Origin of the sequence: Streptomyces sp. NPDC088746, assembly GCF_044751065.1 — a bacterium.
Classification (GTDB): Bacteria; Actinomycetota; Actinomycetes; order Streptomycetales; family Streptomycetaceae; genus Streptomyces.
In genome coordinates this window covers 1-16360 of sequence record NZ_JBIVLA010000005.1, presented here as the reverse complement: position 1 = coordinate 16360, position 16360 = coordinate 1, and the positions used below count along the sequence as shown (strand labels likewise).

Genomic DNA, 16360 nt, shown 5'->3' with positions numbered 1-16360 from the left:
GCTGATTCGCGGCTATGTGGGGTGATACGCCCCCGCGCATCGCCCGTTGTGTGCGTGTCGCACTCGGCCGGACGAGCGGCGTGTCCGAAAAGGGATGTTTTGGGTCAGCAGTGTAGAACGGGAGATATGACGGCAATGATGGAAAATCTCCAGCTCCGACGTGGTTTCGCCGTCCCCGCGTCGGGCGGTACGCAGTGACCCGTACCCAGCAGGCGCGCTCGGACGCCGCCACCGCCACGCTCGACAAGGCCGCCGACGAGAACTTCCCCGTGGCCCCCTTCTTCCTGCCCCGGGCATGGCGCGACGACCTGATGGCCGTCTACGGATTCGCCCGCCTCGTCGACGACATCGGTGACGGCGACCTGGCTCCCGGTGGCGCCGACGCCCGCCACCTCGGGCTCGAACCCGGACAGGCCGAGGACCGGCTCGCCGTCCTGGACGCGCTCGAAGCCGATCTGTACCGCGTCTTCCGGTCCACCGGCGACGACCCGCACCACCCCCTGATGCGCGCCCTGCGCCCCACCGTGCGGCGCTGCGCCCTCACCCCCGAACCCTTCCTCGGGCTCGTCGAGGCCAACCGGCAGGACCAGAAGGTCCGCCGCTACGGGACCTACGGGGATCTGCTGGCCTACTGCGAGCTCTCGGCCAACCCCGTCGGCCGCCTCGTCCTGCAGATCACCGGCACCGCGAGCCCCGAGCGGATCCGTCGCTCCGACGCCGTCTGCACCGCGCTGCAGATCGCCGAGCACCTCCAGGACGTCGCCGAGGACCTCGGCCGCGACCGGATCTACCTGCCCGCCGAGGACATGGCCCGCTTCCACGTCGGCGAACCGGACCTGGCGGCACCGTCCGCGGGCGCGGCGGTGCGGTCGCTGATCGCCTTCGAGGCGGAGCGCGCCCGCGACCTGCTGGACGAGGGAGTCCCCCTGGTGGGCAGCGTCCACGGCCGGCTCAAGCTGCTGCTCGCCGGATTCGTCGGCGGAGGACGGGCCGCCCTCGGCGCGGTCACGGCCGCCGGTTTCGACGTACTGCCCGGACCGCCCAGACCCACCGCGCCCAGGCTGCTGCGCGAGGTGGGAGACGTCCTGCGAAGAGCGCACAGAGAGGGGTGAGCCGGACCGTGGAGGGACAGACGACGTACATGTCGGCACCGGTACAGGCCGCGTACAGCTACTGCGAGGCCGTGACCGGACAGCAGGCCCGCAACTTCGCGTACGGCATCCGACTGCTGCCGTACGAGAAGCGGCAGGCCATGTCGGCGTTGTACGCCTTCTCCCGTCGGGTCGACGACATCGGCGACGGCGAGCTGGATCCGGAGACGAAGCGCACCCGGCTGGAGGACACCCGGGGACTGCTCGTCCGGATCCGGGACAACGCGGTCGAGGAGGACGACACCGACCCGGTCGCGGTCGCCCTGGCCGACGCCGCGCACCGGTTCCCGCTGCCGCTCGGCGGTCTCGACGAGCTCATCGACGGTGTCCTGATGGACGTGCGCGGAGCGACGTACGAGACGTGGGACGACCTCAAGGCGTACTGCCGGTGTGTCGCGGGTGCCATCGGGCGGCTCAGCCTGGGCGTTTTCGGGACGGAAGCGGGCGCACCGGGCGCCGAACGGGCCGCGGAGTACGCCGACACCCTCGGCCTCGCACTCCAGCTCACCAACATCCTGCGCGACGTCCGCGAGGACGCGGGCAACGGGCGTACGTACCTGCCCGCCGACGACCTCGCGAAATTCGGCTGTTCCGCCGGATTCCACCGGGCCACCCCGCCCCCCGGGGCCGACTTCGCCGGGCTGGTGCACTTCGAGGTCCGGCGCGCCCGGGCGCTCTTCGCCGAGGGCTACCGGCTGCTGCCCATGCTGGACCGGCGCAGCGGTGCCTGCGTGGCCGCCATGGCCGGCATCTACCGCCGGCTCCTCGACCGGATCGAACGCGATCCCGAGGCGGTCCTGCGCGGCAGGGTCTCGCTGCCCGGCCATGAGAAGGCGTACGTTGCGGTGCGCGGCCTGTCGGGTCTCGACGCGCGTTACATCTCACGCCGGACGGCGAGGGGGAGGGTCTGATGACGGGTCCGATCCGGGTCCGGGGGCGGGCAACCCCGGGGCGCCGCGGTGCGTCCCTGTCTGCGACGACACGGCGAAGGGAGCAGGCATGACCGGCCGGAACCCCCGGTCCTCCCGGGCAGTGGTCGTCGGCGGCGGGCTCGCGGGCGTCACCTCGGCGCTGCGTCTCGCGGACGCGGGGCTCGACGTGACCCTGCTCGAAGGCCGCCCCCGGCTCGGCGGGCTCGCCTTCTCCTTCCGGCGCGGCGACCTGTCCGTCGACAACGGCCAGCATGTCTACCTGCGCTGCTGCACCGCCTACCGCTGGTTCCTGGACCGGATCGAAGGGGCCCACCTGGCCCCTCTTCAGGACCGCCTCGACGTGCCCGTGCTCGACGTGGGCCGGACCGCGGGTCCGCGGCTCGGGCGGCTGCGCCGCACCGGACTGCCCGTACCGCTGCACCTCGCCGGCGGGCTCGCCGCCTACCCGCACCTCTCGCTCGCGGACAAGGCCGGGGTCGCCCGCGCCGCACTGGCGCTGGGCCGTCTCGACCCCGCCGACCCCGCGCTCGACGGCATCGACTTCGCCACCTGGCTCCGCCGCCACGGACAGTCGAGCCGCGCCATCGAGGCCCTCTGGGACCTCGTCGGCGTCGCGACACTCAACGCCACCGCGCCCGACGCCTCGATGGCGCTGGCCGCGAAGGTCTTCAAGACGGGCCTCCTCTCCGAGCCGGGCGCCGCCGACATCGGCTGGGCGGCCGTGCCGCTCGGCGACCTCCACGACACCCTCGCCCGCAAGGCGCTCGAGTCGGCGGGTGCCGAGCTCCGTGTGCGCACCCGGGCCGGCTCCCTCACCCGCACCGAGGACGGCCGCTGGGCCGTCGGGACCGACGGCGAACGATTCGAGGCGGACACCGTCGTCCTCGCCGTGCCGCAGGGGGAGACCCACCGGCTGCTGCCCGACGGAGCGCTCGACGACCCCGGCCGGCTGCTCGACCTCACCGACGCACCGATCCTCAACGTGCACGTCGTCTACGACCGCGAGGTGCTGCGCAGACCGTTCTTCGCCGCCCTCGGCTCACCCGTGCAATGGGTCTTCGACCGCACGGCGTCCTCCGGACTCCAGGGCGCCGGGCAGTACCTCGCGGTGTCCCAGTCCGCGGCGCGGGACGAGATCGACCTGCCCGTCGCCGAGCTGCGCAAGCGGTACCTGCCCGAGCTCGAACGGCTCCTCCCCGCAGCCCGAGGGGCCGGGATCCGCGACTTCTTCGTCACCCGCGAGCGCACCGCGACCTTCGCACCCACGCCGGGCGTGGGCCGCCTGCGGCCGGGCACGCACACCCGCGCCCCCGGGCTGCACCTGGCGGGAGCATGGACCGCCACCGGCTGGCCCGCCACGATGGAGGGTGCCGTCCGCAGCGGCTTCAGTGCCGCGGACGCCGCGCTCCAGGCCCTCGGCCGGCCACACGAACATCCGCTGCAGGAGGCGGCATGAGCAGTACCACCGGAACAAGAGGAGAGTCTGTGACCCCGGCGAATCCGGCTTACGACACCGTGGCGGACACCACGGACGTCACCGCGCTTCTGGAGCGCGGAAGGGCCCTGTCAGCGCCGGTGCTGCGAGCTGCCGTGGACCGGCTGGCGCCGCCCATGGACACCGTCGCGGCCTATCACTTCGGCTGGATCGATGCCCAGGGCAGGCCGGCCGACGGCGACGGGGGCAAGGCGGTGCGTCCCGCGCTGGCCCTGCTGTCCGCGGAAGCGGCGGGTGCCCCGGCGGAGGCCGGCATCCCCGGAGCCGTAGCCGTCGAACTCGTGCACAACTTCTCGCTGTTGCACGACGACCTGATGGACGGCGACGAGCAGCGCCGGCACCGTGACACCGTGTGGAAGGTGCACGGCCCCGCCCAGGCGATCCTCGTCGGCGACGCGCTCTTCGCGCTGGCCAACGAGATCCTGCTGGAGCTCGGCACCGTCGAGGCCGGCCGGGCCGCCCGCCGGCTGACCACGGCCAGCCGCAAGCTGATCGACGGTCAGGCCCAGGACATCTCCTACGAGCACCGCGAGCGGGTCACCGTCGAGGAGTGCCTGGAGATGGAGGGCAACAAGACGGGCGCCCTGCTCGCCTGCGCCGTCTCCATCGGCGCCGTGCTCGGCGGAGCCGACGACCGTACGGCCGACGTCCTGGAGGCCTACGGTTACCACCTCGGCCTCGCCTTCCAGGCGGTCGACGACCTGCTCGGGATCTGGGGAGACCCGGAGTCCACGGGCAAGCAGACCTGGAGCGATCTGCGCCAGCGCAAGAAGTCCCTGCCCGTCGTGGCCGCGCTCGCCGCCGGCGGACCGGCCTCGGAGCGCCTGGGCGAGCTGCTCGCCGCCGACGCGAAGAGCAACGACTTCGACAGCTTCTCCGAAGAGGAGTTCGCCGCCCGTGCGGCACTCATCGAGGAGGCGGGCGGCCGTGAATGGACCGCCCAGGAAGCCCGCCGTCAGCACGCGGTAGCCATCGAGGCGCTGCACGGCGTCGACATGCCGGAACGAGTACGGGCGCAGCTCACCGAGCTCGCCGACTTCGTGGTCGTACGAAAGAGATGATGACCATCCAGATATGACTCGCAGTCGCCGGCGGGCGCCCCACGGGGCGCCCGCCGACGGAGACCCCAGCACAGCAGAGGACCAGACTGCACGAAGGGGAAGCCATGACAGCGACGACCGACGGAAGCACCGGGGCCGCGAACCTCCGCGCAGCCTCGGCCAGCGATCCGACCGAATCAACCAACGCCGCGGACGACATCCTGGCCGTCGCGCGGCAGGCCGCGGAACGCTCGGTGGAGCACCTCCTCGGCAGGCAGGACGAGCAGGGCTGGTGGAAGGGAGACCTCGCCACCAACGTCACCATGGACGCGGAGGACCTGCTGCTGCGTCAGTTCCTGGGCATCCAGGACCCGGACACCGTCAAGGCCGCCGCCCGTTTCATCCGGGGCGAGCAGCTGGGCGACGGCACCTGGAACACCTTCTACGAGGGGCCGCCCGACCTCTCCGCCACCATCGAGGCGTACGTCGCGCTGAGGCTGGCCGGCGATCTGCCGGACGACCCCCACATGATCCGCGCGGCGGGCTGGGTCAGGGAACAGGGCGGCATCGCGGAGTCCCGGGTCTTCACCCGGATCTGGCTCGCGCTCTTCGGCTGGTGGAAGTGGGACGACCTGCCCGAGCTCCCGCCCGAGCTGATGTTCTTCCCGAAGTGGGTCCCGCTCAACATCTACGACTTCGGATGCTGGGCCCGCCAGACCATCGTGCCGCTCACCATCGTGTCCGCGAAGCGGCCCGTACGCCCCGCCCCGTTCACCCTGGACGAGCTGCACACCGATCCGGCGTGCCCCAATCCGCCCAAGCCCGCCGCCCCGGCCGCGAGTTGGGACGGAGTCTTCCAGCGGCTCGACCGGGCGCTGCACCTCTACCACAAGGTGGCCCCGCGCAGGCTGCGGCGCAGCGCCATGAACGCCGCCGCCCGCTGGATCATCGAACGCCAGGAGAACGACGGCTGCTGGGGCGGCATCCAGCCTCCCGCGGTGTACTCCGTCATCGCCCTGCACCTGCTCGGCTACGACCTCGACCATCCGGTCATGCGGGCGGGGCTCGAGTCGCTCGACCGGTTCACCGTGTGGCGTGAGGACGGCGCCCGCATGATCGAGGCCTGCCAGTCCCCGGTCTGGGACACCTGTCTCGCCACCATCGCTCTCGCCGACGCGGGTGTGGGCGCCGACCACCCGGCGCTCGTGAAAGCGGCCGACTGGATGCTCGGCGAGGAGATCGTGCGGCCCGGCGACTGGTCCGTACGCAAGCCCGAACTGGCGCCGGGCGGCTGGGCGTTCGAGTTCCACAACGACAACTACCCGGACATCGACGACACCGCCGAAGTCGTCCTGGCGCTGCGCCGCGTCCGCCACCCGGATCCGGCCAGGGTCGAGGCCGCCATCGCGCGCGGAGTGCGCTGGAACCTCGGCATGCAGTCACGCAACGGTGCCTGGGGAGCCTTCGACGCGGACAACACGAGCCCGTTCCCCAACCGCCTGCCGTTCTGCGACTTCGGCGAGGTCATCGACCCCCCGTCGGCCGATGTCACCGGACACGTGGTGGAGATGCTCGCCGTCGAGGGGCGGGCGGACCATCCCCGTACCCGCCGGGGCATCGAGTGGCTGCTCGCCGAACAGGAGGCGAACGGCGCCTGGTTCGGCCGGTGGGGCGTCAACTACATCTACGGGACGGGCTCCGTGGTGCCCGCGCTGATCGCCGCCGGGCTGCCGGCCGCGCACCCGTCGGTGCGGCGGGCCGTCGATTGGCTGAAGTCCGTCCAGAACGACGACGGAGGCTGGGGCGAGGACCTGCGCTCCTACCGTGAGGAGAAGTGGATCGGCCACGGCACCTCGACCGCGTCCCAGACCGCGTGGGCGCTCCTCGCCCTCCTGGCCGCGGGGGAGCGGGAGAGCAGGTCCGTGGAACGGGGCGTCGCCTGGCTGGCCGGGACCCAGCAGCCGGACGGATCCTGGGACGAACCGCACTTCACCGGGACCGGTTTCCCGTGGGACTTCTCCATCAACTACCACCTGTACCGGCAGGTGTTCCCCCTCACCGCCCTCGGCCGGTACGTCTACGGGGACCCCTTCGCCACCGCGGCCGGTATCGGCGCGGGCACCGGCAAGGGGGCCTGAGCCGATGGGTGGTCCACAGGAGCCGCCCGCTCCCACCACGCCGCTGCTGATCGCCTGCGCGCTCGGCATCGAGCGCTTCGCCCTGCGCACCGGCAGGAGAGGCGGCGCCCCGGGCCCCGGGCCCGTGACCATCATCAGGTCCGGGATGGGCCCCCGGGCCGCCGAGAGCGCCGTCCGGCTCGCCCTGGGACAGGACGGGGCCGGAGGCGCCGCGGTCATCGCCTCCGGCTTCTGCGCCGGGCTGGAACCCGGCATGCACCCGGGCGATCTGGTGGTGGCCGAGGAGACCCGCGACCACGGCGGCACCACCAGCTGCACGGGCACCGGCCTGCTGGTCGACGCACTGGTCAGGGCGGCGCCCGGACGTACCGTCCACACGGGTCCGCTGGGCGGGTCCGCACATGTCGTCCGGGGTCCGGAACGGGCCTCGCTCCGGGCCACCGGCGCCATCGCGGTGGACATGGAGTCCGCCGCCACCCTCCGCACCGCCGTACGGACGGGGCCACGCCCCGTTGCCGCCGTACGGGTGGTCGTGGACGCCCCAGAGCATGAGCTCGTCCGCATCGGCACGGTCCGCGGTGGAATATCGGCATTCCGCGTTCTCCGTGCTGTCCTTCCGGCTTTCCATGAATGGCACCGATCTTTGCTGCTCCCCAGGAGGTGAGCCCAGATGGCCATGCCGCTCCGTCAGTCCATCAAGGTTGCGACGTATCTCTTCGAACAGAAGCTCCGCAAGCGTGAGAAGTTCCCGCTGATCGTCGAATTGGAGCCCTTGTTCGCCTGCAATCTCGCGTGCGAGGGCTGTGGGAAGATCCAGCATCCGGCCGGGGTGCTCAAGCAGCGCATGCCGGTCGCCCAGGCGGTCGGGGCGGTGCTGGAATCAGGCGCCCCGATGGTCTCCATCGCCGGTGGCGAGCCGCTGATGCACCCGCAGATCGACGAGATCGTGCGTCAGTTGGTGGCGAAGAAGAAATACGTCTTCCTCTGCACCAATGCCATGCTGATGCGCAAGAAGCTCGACAAGTTCACCCCGTCGCCGTACTTCGCCTTCGCGGTGCACATCGACGGGCTGCGCGAGCGGCACGACGAGTCGGTCGCCAAGGAAGGCGTCTTCGACGAAGCGGTGGAGGCGATGAAGGAGGCCAAGCGGCGCGGCTTCCGGGTCACGACCAACTCCACCTTCTTCAACACCGACACCCCGCAGACCGTCATCGAGGTGCTGAACTTCCTCAACGACGAGATCAAGGTCGACGAGATGATGATCTCGCCCGCCTACGCCTACGAGAAGGCCCCCGACCAGGAGCACTTCCTGGGTGTCGAGCAGACCCGCGAGCTCTTCAAGAAGTCCTTCGCGGGCGGCAACCGGAGCCGCTGGAGGCTCAACCACTCGCCGCTCTTCCTGGACTTCCTGGAGGGCAAGGCCGACTTCGCCTGCACGGCCTGGGCGATCCCCAACTACTCGCTCTTCGGCTGGCAGCGGCCCTGTTACCTGATGAGCGACGGGTACGTCCCCACCTACCGGGAGCTCATCGAGGACACCGACTGGGACAAGTACGGCCGCGGCAAGGACCCACGCTGCGCCAACTGCATGGCGCACTGCGGCTACGAGCCCACCGCCGTGCTCGCCACCATGGGGTCGCTGAAGGAATCCCTGCGAGCGGCCCGGGAGACGATCGGCGGGAACCGGTGACGTCATGAGAGCAGGAGAGCCGGTCGTACTGGGTCTCCCCGAGCTGCCGGCCCGGCCCCTCGCGGTGCGCCGCCCCTCGCGGCGCATCCAGGTCGGGTCGGTGGCGGTCGGCGGGGACGCACCGGTGTCGGTGCAGTCGATGACGACGACGCGTACGTCGGACATCGGTGCGACGTTGCAGCAGATCGCGGAGCTGACGGCTTCGGGCTGTCAGATCGTGCGGGTGGCGTGTCCGACGCAGGATGACGCGGACGCGTTGGCGACGATCGCGAAGAAGTCGCAGATCCCGGTGATCGCGGACATCCACTTCCAGCCGAAGTACGTGTTCGCGGCGATCGACGCGGGCTGTGCGGCGGTCCGGGTGAATCCGGGCAACATCAAGCAGTTCGACGACAAGGTCAAGGAGATCGCGAAGGCGGCCGGTGACGCGGGTACTCCGATCCGTATCGGGGTGAACGCGGGTTCGCTGGACGCGCGGCTGCTGAAGAAGTACGGCAAGGCGACGCCGGAGGCCCTGGTGGAGTCGGCGCTGTGGGAGGCGTCGCTGTTCGAGGAGCACGGTTTCCGGGACATCAAGATCTCGGTGAAGCACAACGATCCGGTCGTGATGGTGAACGCCTACCGTCAGTTGGCCGCGCAGTCGGACTATCCGCTGCACCTGGGTGTGACGGAGGCCGGTCCGGCGTTCCAGGGGACGATCAAGTCCGCGGTGGCGTTCGGTGCGCTGCTCTCGGAGGGCATCGGGGACACCATCCGGGTGTCGTTGTCGGCGCCTCCGGCGGAGGAGGTCAAGGTCGGGCTGCAGATCCTTGAGGCGCTGAATCTGAAGCAGCGGCGGCTGGAGATCGTGTCGTGTCCGTCGTGCGGGCGTGCGCAGGTGGACGTGTACAAGCTCGCGGACCAGGTCAGTGCGGGTCTGGAGGGCATGGAGGTCCCGCTGCGGGTCGCGGTGATGGGCTGTGTCGTGAACGGTCCGGGTGAGGCCCGTGAGGCCGATCTGGGTGTGGCGTCCGGCAACGGCAAGGGCCAGATCTTCGTGAAGGGCGAGGTCATCAAGACCGTCCCGGAGTCGAAGATCGTGGAGACCCTCATCGAGGAAGCAATGAAGATCGCGGAGGGTATGGAGGAAGCGGGGGCGCCCGGCGGGGCCCCCGCCGTGACCGTGAGCCGATAGCAGGAGCAGAGAGAGGGGCCCGGGCGTGACGATGCTGGAATCCATCAAGGGGCCGCAGGATCTCAAGGCACTGAGCCGACCGGAACTCGGTGAACTCGCCGAGGAGATCAGGGCGTTCCTCATCCGGGCGGTGGCGAGGACGGGCGGTCATCTCGGCCCCAACCTCGGCGTGGTCGAACTCACCATCGCCCTCCACCGGGTCTTCGACTCACCGGTGGACCGGATCCTGTGGGACACCGGGCACCAGAGTTACGTGCACAAGCTGCTGACCGGGCGGCAGGACTTCTCCAAGCTGCGCAGCAAGGGGGGCCTCTCGGGCTACCCCTCCCGCGAGGAGTCCGAGCACGACGTCATCGAGAACTCCCACGCCTCCACCGTGCTCGGCTGGGCCGACGGCCTCGCCAAGGCCGACGAGGTGCTGGAGCGCGGGCGCCATGTCGTGGCGGTCATCGGCGACGGGGCCCTCACCGGCGGAATGGCCTGGGAGGCGCTCAACAACATCGCCGCGGCCAGGGACCGCCCGCTGATCATCGTCGTGAACGACAACGAGCGCTCCTACGCCCCCACCATCGGCGGGCTCGCCGACCACCTCGCCACCCTCCGCACCACCGACGGCTACGAGCGCTTCCTGTCCTGGGGCAAGGAGGTGCTCCAGCAGACGCCGGTCATCGGACAGCCGCTGTACGGGTCGCTGCACGGCGCGAAGAAGGGCTTCAAGGACACCTTCGCGCCGCAGGGGATGTTCGAGGACCTGGGCCTCAAGTACGTCGGCCCGGTCGACGGGCACGACACGGCGGCGGTCGAGTCCGCACTGCACCGGGCCAAGCGTTTCCACGGCCCGGTGCTGGTGCACTGCCTCACCGAGAAGGGACGTGGCTTCGCGCCCGCCCTGGCCGACGACGCCGACCGGTTCCACACCGTCGGCAGGATGGACCCGATGACCTGCGAACCACTCGTCGTGCCCGCCGCGCCCTCCTGGACGTCGGTGTTCGGCGACGAGATCGCGGAGATCGGGGCCGAGCGCCCGGACGTCGTCGCGATCACCGCGGCGATGCTGCATCCGGTCGGGCTGACCCGCTTCGCGGCGGAGTTCCCCGACCGGGTCTGGGACGTCGGGATCGCCGAGCAGCATGCGGCGGTCTCCGCCGCCGGGCTGGCCACCGGAGGCCTGCACCCGGTCGTCGCCGTCTACGCGACCTTCCTCAACCGGGCCTTCGACCAGCTGCTGATGGACGTCGCCCTCCACCGCTGCGGGGTGACCTTCGTGCTGGACCGGGCCGGTGTCACCGGGGTCGACGGCCCCTCGCACAACGGCATGTGGGACATGTCCGTGCTCCAGGTCGTCCCGGGTCTGCGGATCGCGGCCCCGCGCGACGCCGACCGGCTCCGTGAGGAGCTGCGCGAGGCCGTCGACGTCGACGACGCCCCCACGGTGGTCCGGTTCCCCAAGGAGTCGGTGGGGGAGCCGGTCGCGGCCGTCGGGAGGATCGGCGGGATGGACGTCCTGCACCGGGCTCCCGACCCGGACGTCCTGCTGGTGGCCGTCGGCGTGCTCGCGCCGGTCTGTCTGCAGGCCGCCGACCTGCTCGCCGGATCCGGGATCCGCTGCACGGTCGTCGACCCGCGCTGGGTCAAACCGGTCGACGAGCAGCTGCCCGCACTCGCCGCGCAGCACCGGCTGGTGGCGGTCGTCGAGGACAACAGCCGGTCGGGCGGGGTCGGCTGGGCCGTCGGCCAGGCCCTGCGGGACGCCGGAGTCGACGTACCGCTGCGGACGTTCGGCATCCCCGAGCAGTTCCTCGCGCACGCCGGGCGCGGTGAGGTACTCGCCGAGATCGGGCTCACCCCGGTGGAGATCGCCGGACGCATCAGCGCGGCGCTGGAGCGCCGCACGGCGGTGCGAGAGCGGAACACGCCGAAGGAGAACGGGGCATGAAGGACGAACAGCCGGGCTTCGACCTGACGCGGCTCCTCGCGGAACGGGGGGCCGAACGCTACGAGCTCCACACCCGGCACCTCAACCACCAGCTGCCGCGAATGCTGCACACCCTCGGTTTCGACAAGGTCTACGAGCGGGCCGAGGGCGCGTACTTCTGGGACGCGGAGGGCAACGACTACCTCGACATGCTCGCCGGCTTCGGTGTGATGGGGCTGGGCAGGCACCACCCCGTCGTACGCAAGGCGCTCCACGACGTCCTGGACGCCTCGACGGCCGACCTCACCCGCTTCGACTGCCAGCCGCTGCCCGGACTGCTGGCCGAGAAGCTGCTGGCGCACAGCCCGCACCTCGACCGGGTGTTCTTCGGCAACAGCGGTACGGAGGCGGTCGAGACCGCGCTGAAGTTCGCCCGCTACGCCACCGGGAAGCCGCGGATCCTCTACTGCGACCACGCGTTCCACGGACTGACCACCGGCTCGCTCTCCGTCAACGGTGAGAAGGGCTTCCGCGACGGATTCGCACCCCTGCTGCCCGACACGGCCATCGCGCTCGGCGACCTCGACGCGCTGCGGCGCGAGCTGAAGCGCGGCGACGTGGCCGGGCTGGTCGTGGAGCCGATCCAGGGCAAGGGCGTCCACGCCTCACCGCCCGGCTTCCTGCGCGAGGCGCAGGAGCTGCTGCACCGGCACAAGGCCGTGCTCATCGCCGACGAGGTGCAGACCGGACTGGGCAGGACCGGTGACTTCTACGCGTACCAGCACGAGGGGGGCGTCGAACCCGACCTGCTCTGTGTCGCCAAGGCGCTCTCCGGCGGCTATGTCCCGGTCGGGGCGACACTCGGCAAGGACTGGATCTTCAAGCGTGTCTACTCCTCGATGGACCGGGTCCTCGTCCACTCCGCCAGCTTCGGGTCCAACGCCCAGGCCATGGCGGCCGGGCTCGCCGTCCTCGCGGTGATGGAGCAGGAGGAGACCGTCGCGAACGCCCGCCGCACCGGTGATCTCCTGCGCGAGCGGCTCGCCGCGCTGGTCGGCCGTTACGAGCTGCTGCACGAGGTGCGCGGCCGGGGCCTGATGATCGGCATCGAGTTCGGCCGGCCGTCCTCCCTCAAGCTCCGCAGCCGATGGACGATGTTGCAGGCCGCCCGCAAGGGGCTCTTCGCCCAGATGGTGGTCGTGCCGCTGCTCCAGAAGCACCGGATCCTCACCCAGGTATCCGGTGATCACCTGGAGGTGATCAAGCTGATTCCGCCCCTGGTCATCGGGGAGCCGGAGGTCGACCGCTTCGTCACCGCCTTCACCGCCGTCATGGACGACGCACACAGCGGGGGCGGGCTGATGTGGGACTTCGGCAGGACGCTGGTGAAACAGGCCGTGGTCAACCGTTGATGTTGCCTCTGAGGCAAATTATTTGCCTCAGAGGAAAAATCCTGGCCCAATGGAGGCATGAAACCTCCTGACGGAGGGGTGGCCGACGAACTCCCGGGGGTCGCGCCGCGCCTACGCGACCTGCGCCGCAACCGCGGCCTCACCCTGGAGAGCGCGGCGGGACGGGCGGGGCTCTCCCCGGCCCACCTCTCCCGGCTCGAAACGGGCCGGAGGCAGCCTTCGCTGCCGATGCTGCTCGGCCTCGCCCGGGTCTACGGTACGACCGTCTCCGAACTCCTGGGCGAGATGCCGCCCGAACGTGACGCGATCGTCCGCGGCGGCCCGCCCGCCGGCACGCCCCGCTCCACCGAGCAGGGCGGCTGGCTCTACCGGCAGGCGGGCGGGCCGGGCCGCGCCATGCAGGCGCTGCACGTCCGCGTCCCGTACGGCGTGGAGGACGACCTCGTGCGCGTCCACCCCGGAGAGGAGTGGCTCTACGTCCTCGACGGCAGGCTGCGGGTCGTGCTCGGCGAGACCGTGCACGACCTCGATCCGGGTGACAGCGCGCACTTCGACTCGCTCACCCCGCACCGGATCGCGGCTCTCGACCCCGGTGGGGCGCGACTGCTCTTCGTCCACACGCTGCTGCAGAGCCCGGCCGCCGAGTTGTGCCTGGGCAGCGGGATCCACCGGCTCTGATCCCGCGCACCCGCACCGCGCGCCCCCTTCGCCACCCCGGCCCGAGCGGCCGGAAGAGAGGACTGTCATGTCCGATTCGGAGTACTACGACCCGCTCACCCCGCGCAGGCCGAAGAGCAAGGACACGCAGGAGAGGCGGATGCCCCGCGGCGTCGTGATCCGGCTCTTCGCCTACCTCGTGGCCGGACACGTCATCGCGGGCTTCCTCTTCCTTCTCTTCACCGTGGCCGGCAAGGGCTGACGCCCAGGCGTCACGCGCCCTCGACGAGTCGCGCACGCAGCTTCGCGCGGGTCCCGTCGCTGATCTTCAGCCCTTCCAGGAGATACCGGTCGGTGCCGCCCCAGACCTCGTCGATGGTGTCGAACGCCGCGGCGAGGTATTCGGCGCGGGCGCCGAAGAGCGGATTGAGCAGTTCCATCACCTCGTCGGACATCCCCACCGGCGAGGTGTCGCTGCGGCGCACCTTGTAGCGGCGGTGCGCGTCGTTCGACTTGAGGTAGTCGGCCTCGATGGCCTCCTTCTCGACGCCGACCGCGAGCAGGGAGACCGCGATCGACAGCCCGGCCCGGTCCTTGCCCGCCGCGCAGTGCATCAGGGCCGGCACGCTGTCCTCGGCCAGCGCGTGCAGCACACGGCTGTGTTCGGCGGTGCGGTCCTTGATGATCGAGCGGTACGAGGCGATCATCCGCCCCGTCCCCTTGCCGTCGGCCAGGATCGAGCGCAGCTGCTGGATGTTCCCGTCGCGCACCAGCCGCCAGAACTCCGCGCCGTCCGCCGGGTCGGAGAGAGGAATGCTGACATTCCGGACGCCGGGCAGCTCCACGTCGAGACCGTCGAGCTTGTGGTCCGCCGCGTTGCGGAAGTCGAAGATCGTGTGCAGGCCGAGCCCGGCGAGGAAGGCGGCGTCGGCCTTCGTGGCGTGGGCGAGATGGCCGCTGCGGTAGAGGCGCCCGTACCGCACGGTGCCGCCGTCGACGGTCGGAAGCCCGCCGACGTCGCGGAAGTTGCGGACACCGGTCAGGTCGACGTCCGTCGGCTCGGGGCCGACCGGCGGGACCTCTGGCAGCTGCGTCACAAGGGCTCCTGGGGTGTCGGGCGTCGGCGCCGCTCGCCGACGGGGGCACGCCCGCGACGATACGACATGGCTGCATCGGGCAACCGTCTCGGCGGCCGTGGTCCTGGTCTCCCCGGGCGGACGAGATCACGTCATGTCCGTATTGGTGTATTTAGCGGAACATGCCCTGCTTGTGCGGGAGATGGGGTGAGGCAGGTGAGCGGGATCATATCCGTGACGGTGTGTGGCGAAGGTGCCGGGGGGTATTCCGGACGCCGTGCGGAAAGCCAAGATCCGTAATCCACGGAGTGTGACGGTAATTCCGCGCCGGAATTGAAGCGTGGATTCCGGTTCGGAATCCACGGCTTGTTCGCGACGTCCCGGCTCGCTTACGGTCACGGTCCATCCGGACGGAACGCCTAATCCTGCCGCCGCCCGGAATCCGCACCGACTCACGTGTGGCAGGAGCGGGGGAACCAGGTAAGCCGCCGGCCGGAGGGATCCGGTACGGCTCGGGGTCAAGACGCGCACCGCGCGGCCGGGCATCTCCAGTCCGAACCCGACAGCTCACCTCGCAGGCGCCGGAGAGGACATCCCCATGCCCGCAAAAGGCAAGCACCGTCGTACGAGGACCGGCCCGATCTCCCGAGGCGTCCTTGCCGCAGGGACCGGCGGCGCCGTACTCGCCCTCCCGCTGATCGGCGCCACCGGCGCGCACGCCGCCGAGCAGGCCGCGCCGGCCGCCAAGTCCGCAGCCGCGCACAGCGCCCCGGCGTCGGCGAAGAGCGCCCCGAAGACCTACTCCGTGGTCTCCGGCGACTACCTGGCGAAGATCGCGGGCGACCAGAAGATCAAGGGCGGCTGGCAGAAGCTGTACCAGGACAACCGCGAAGTCGTCGGCGAGAACCCCAGCCTGATCCTCCCGGGTATGAAGCTGACCCTCGGCGCCAAGGCTTCCGGCTCCGCCGAGGCCGCGCCCTCCAAGTCCGCCCCGTCGGCGGCGAAGAAGGCCGCCCCGGCCGAGAAGAAGGCCGCGCCGGCCGAGGCGGCTTCCGCTCCGGCGGCCGAGACCGCCGACTCCGGCGCGTCGCAGGAGAGCACCGGCTCCGGCTGGGTCACCCCCGTCGAGAACGCCAACGTCACCACCCAGTACCGCGCCTCGGGCGCCAGCTGGTCCAGCGGCTACCACACCGGCTCCGACTTCCAGGCGGCCTCCGGCACCAGCGTCCGGTCCATCGGTCCGGGCACCGTGGTCTCCGCCGGCTGGAGCGGCTCGTACGGCAACGAGGTCGTCATCCAGCACAGCGACGGCATGTACTCCCAGTACGCCCACCTGTCCTCGCTCGAGGTCTCGGCCGGCCAGACCGTCACCGGCGGACAGCAGATCGGCCTCTCCGGGACCACCGGCAACTCCACCGGCCCGCACCTCCACTTCGAGGTCCGGACCGGCCCGAGCTACGGCTCCGACGTCGACCCGATCGCCTACCTGCGCTCGCACGGCGTCTCCATCTGAGACACGCCGCCTGAGGGTGTCATCCCGGGCTGAAGGAGAGGGGCGGGGGGGCCCGGGGGCCCCCCCCCCCCCCGAATAAGGGGGTTAAAAAAAAAAAAAAGGGGGGGGTTTTAAAAACACCCCACCCCAAAATAAAAATGGGGGGGGGAAAAAAAAAAAGGGGAAAA

Annotated in this window: 14 protein-coding genes and 1 riboswitch; of the genes, 13 read left to right on the top strand and 1 reads right to left on the bottom strand. The window is 70.8% G+C overall.

What is annotated here, in order from left to right; translation table 11 throughout:
* Positions 1 to 194: 194 nt before the first annotated feature.
* From hpnC to ACIP63_RS22450, 12 genes are all read left to right on the top strand, one after another.
* Positions 195 to 1112, top strand: a complete 918-nt coding sequence (hpnC, locus tag ACIP63_RS22505) for a squalene synthase HpnC (protein ID WP_401518340.1) — start codon at positions 195 to 197, stop codon at positions 1110 to 1112.
* A gap of 29 nt (positions 1113 to 1141) precedes the next feature.
* The gene (gene hpnD, locus ACIP63_RS22500) at positions 1142 to 2062 is read left to right on the top strand and encodes a presqualene diphosphate synthase HpnD (protein ID WP_401518337.1); all 921 of its coding nucleotides are present in this window, start codon (positions 1142 to 1144) and stop codon (positions 2060 to 2062) included.
* 88 nt (positions 2063 to 2150) lie between these two features.
* A complete protein-coding gene (gene hpnE, locus ACIP63_RS22495; RefSeq protein ID WP_401518334.1) occupies positions 2151 to 3539 on the top strand; it encodes a hydroxysqualene dehydroxylase HpnE in 1389 nt (462 codons plus the stop codon).
* Positions 3536 to 4639 (top strand): polyprenyl synthetase family protein, encoded by a 1104-nt coding sequence (locus ACIP63_RS22490; RefSeq protein ID WP_398966268.1) that lies wholly within the window; start codon positions 3536 to 3538, stop codon positions 4637 to 4639. Before hpnE ends, ACIP63_RS22490 begins: the two co-directional genes overlap by 4 nt.
* A gap of 104 nt (positions 4640 to 4743) precedes the next feature.
* Positions 4744 to 6756 carry a squalene--hopene cyclase gene (gene shc, locus ACIP63_RS22485; RefSeq protein WP_401518331.1) on the top strand — a complete coding sequence of 671 codons (2013 nt, stop codon included), beginning with the start codon at positions 4744 to 4746 and terminating at the stop codon, positions 6754 to 6756.
* Between the two features lie 4 nt (positions 6757 to 6760).
* Positions 6761 to 7420: a 1-hydroxy-2-methyl-2-butenyl 4-diphosphate reductase gene (locus ACIP63_RS22480; protein ID WP_401518329.1), complete on the top strand. Its 660-nt coding sequence runs from the start codon at positions 6761 to 6763 to the stop codon at positions 7418 to 7420.
* A gap of 6 nt (positions 7421 to 7426) precedes the next feature.
* Positions 7427 to 8446 (top strand): adenosyl-hopene transferase HpnH, encoded by a 1020-nt coding sequence (hpnH, locus tag ACIP63_RS22475; RefSeq protein ID WP_401518326.1) that lies wholly within the window; start codon positions 7427 to 7429, stop codon positions 8444 to 8446.
* A 4-nt stretch (positions 8447 to 8450) separates the two neighbouring features.
* Complete coding sequence (gene ispG, locus ACIP63_RS22470; RefSeq protein ID WP_401518324.1) at positions 8451 to 9620, top strand: flavodoxin-dependent (E)-4-hydroxy-3-methylbut-2-enyl-diphosphate synthase; 1170 nt, start codon at positions 8451 to 8453, stop codon at positions 9618 to 9620.
* A gap of 25 nt (positions 9621 to 9645) precedes the next feature.
* A complete protein-coding gene (dxs, locus tag ACIP63_RS22465; RefSeq protein WP_401518321.1) occupies positions 9646 to 11556 on the top strand; it encodes a 1-deoxy-D-xylulose-5-phosphate synthase in 1911 nt (636 codons plus the stop codon).
* A complete protein-coding gene (locus ACIP63_RS22460; RefSeq protein WP_401518318.1) occupies positions 11553 to 12947 on the top strand; it encodes an aspartate aminotransferase family protein in 1395 nt (464 codons plus the stop codon). Before dxs ends, ACIP63_RS22460 begins: the two co-directional genes overlap by 4 nt.
* A gap of 57 nt (positions 12948 to 13004) precedes the next feature.
* A complete protein-coding gene (locus ACIP63_RS22455) occupies positions 13005 to 13625 on the top strand; it encodes a helix-turn-helix domain-containing protein (protein WP_401518316.1) in 621 nt (206 codons plus the stop codon).
* Positions 13626 to 13692: 67 nt separating this feature from the next.
* Entirely contained in the window at positions 13693 to 13866 is a 174-nt protein-coding gene (locus tag ACIP63_RS22450; protein ID WP_393767442.1) for a DUF6126 family protein, read from the top strand.
* Between the two features lie 10 nt (positions 13867 to 13876).
* Here ACIP63_RS22450 and ACIP63_RS22445 read toward each other — a convergent pair whose 3' ends face one another.
* Complete coding sequence (locus ACIP63_RS22445; protein WP_401518313.1) at positions 13877 to 14701, bottom strand: tyrosine-protein phosphatase; 825 nt, start codon at positions 14699 to 14701, stop codon at positions 13877 to 13879.
* A 414-nt stretch (positions 14702 to 15115) separates the two neighbouring features.
* Positions 15116 to 15274: riboswitch (cyclic di-AMP (ydaO/yuaA leader) on the top strand.
* A 4-nt stretch (positions 15275 to 15278) separates the two neighbouring features.
* Between ACIP63_RS22445 and ACIP63_RS22440 the strand changes: the two genes are divergently transcribed.
* Entirely contained in the window at positions 15279 to 16193 is a 915-nt protein-coding gene (locus ACIP63_RS22440; protein ID WP_401518311.1) for a peptidoglycan DD-metalloendopeptidase family protein, read from the top strand.
* Positions 16194 to 16360: the final 167 nt, after the last annotated feature.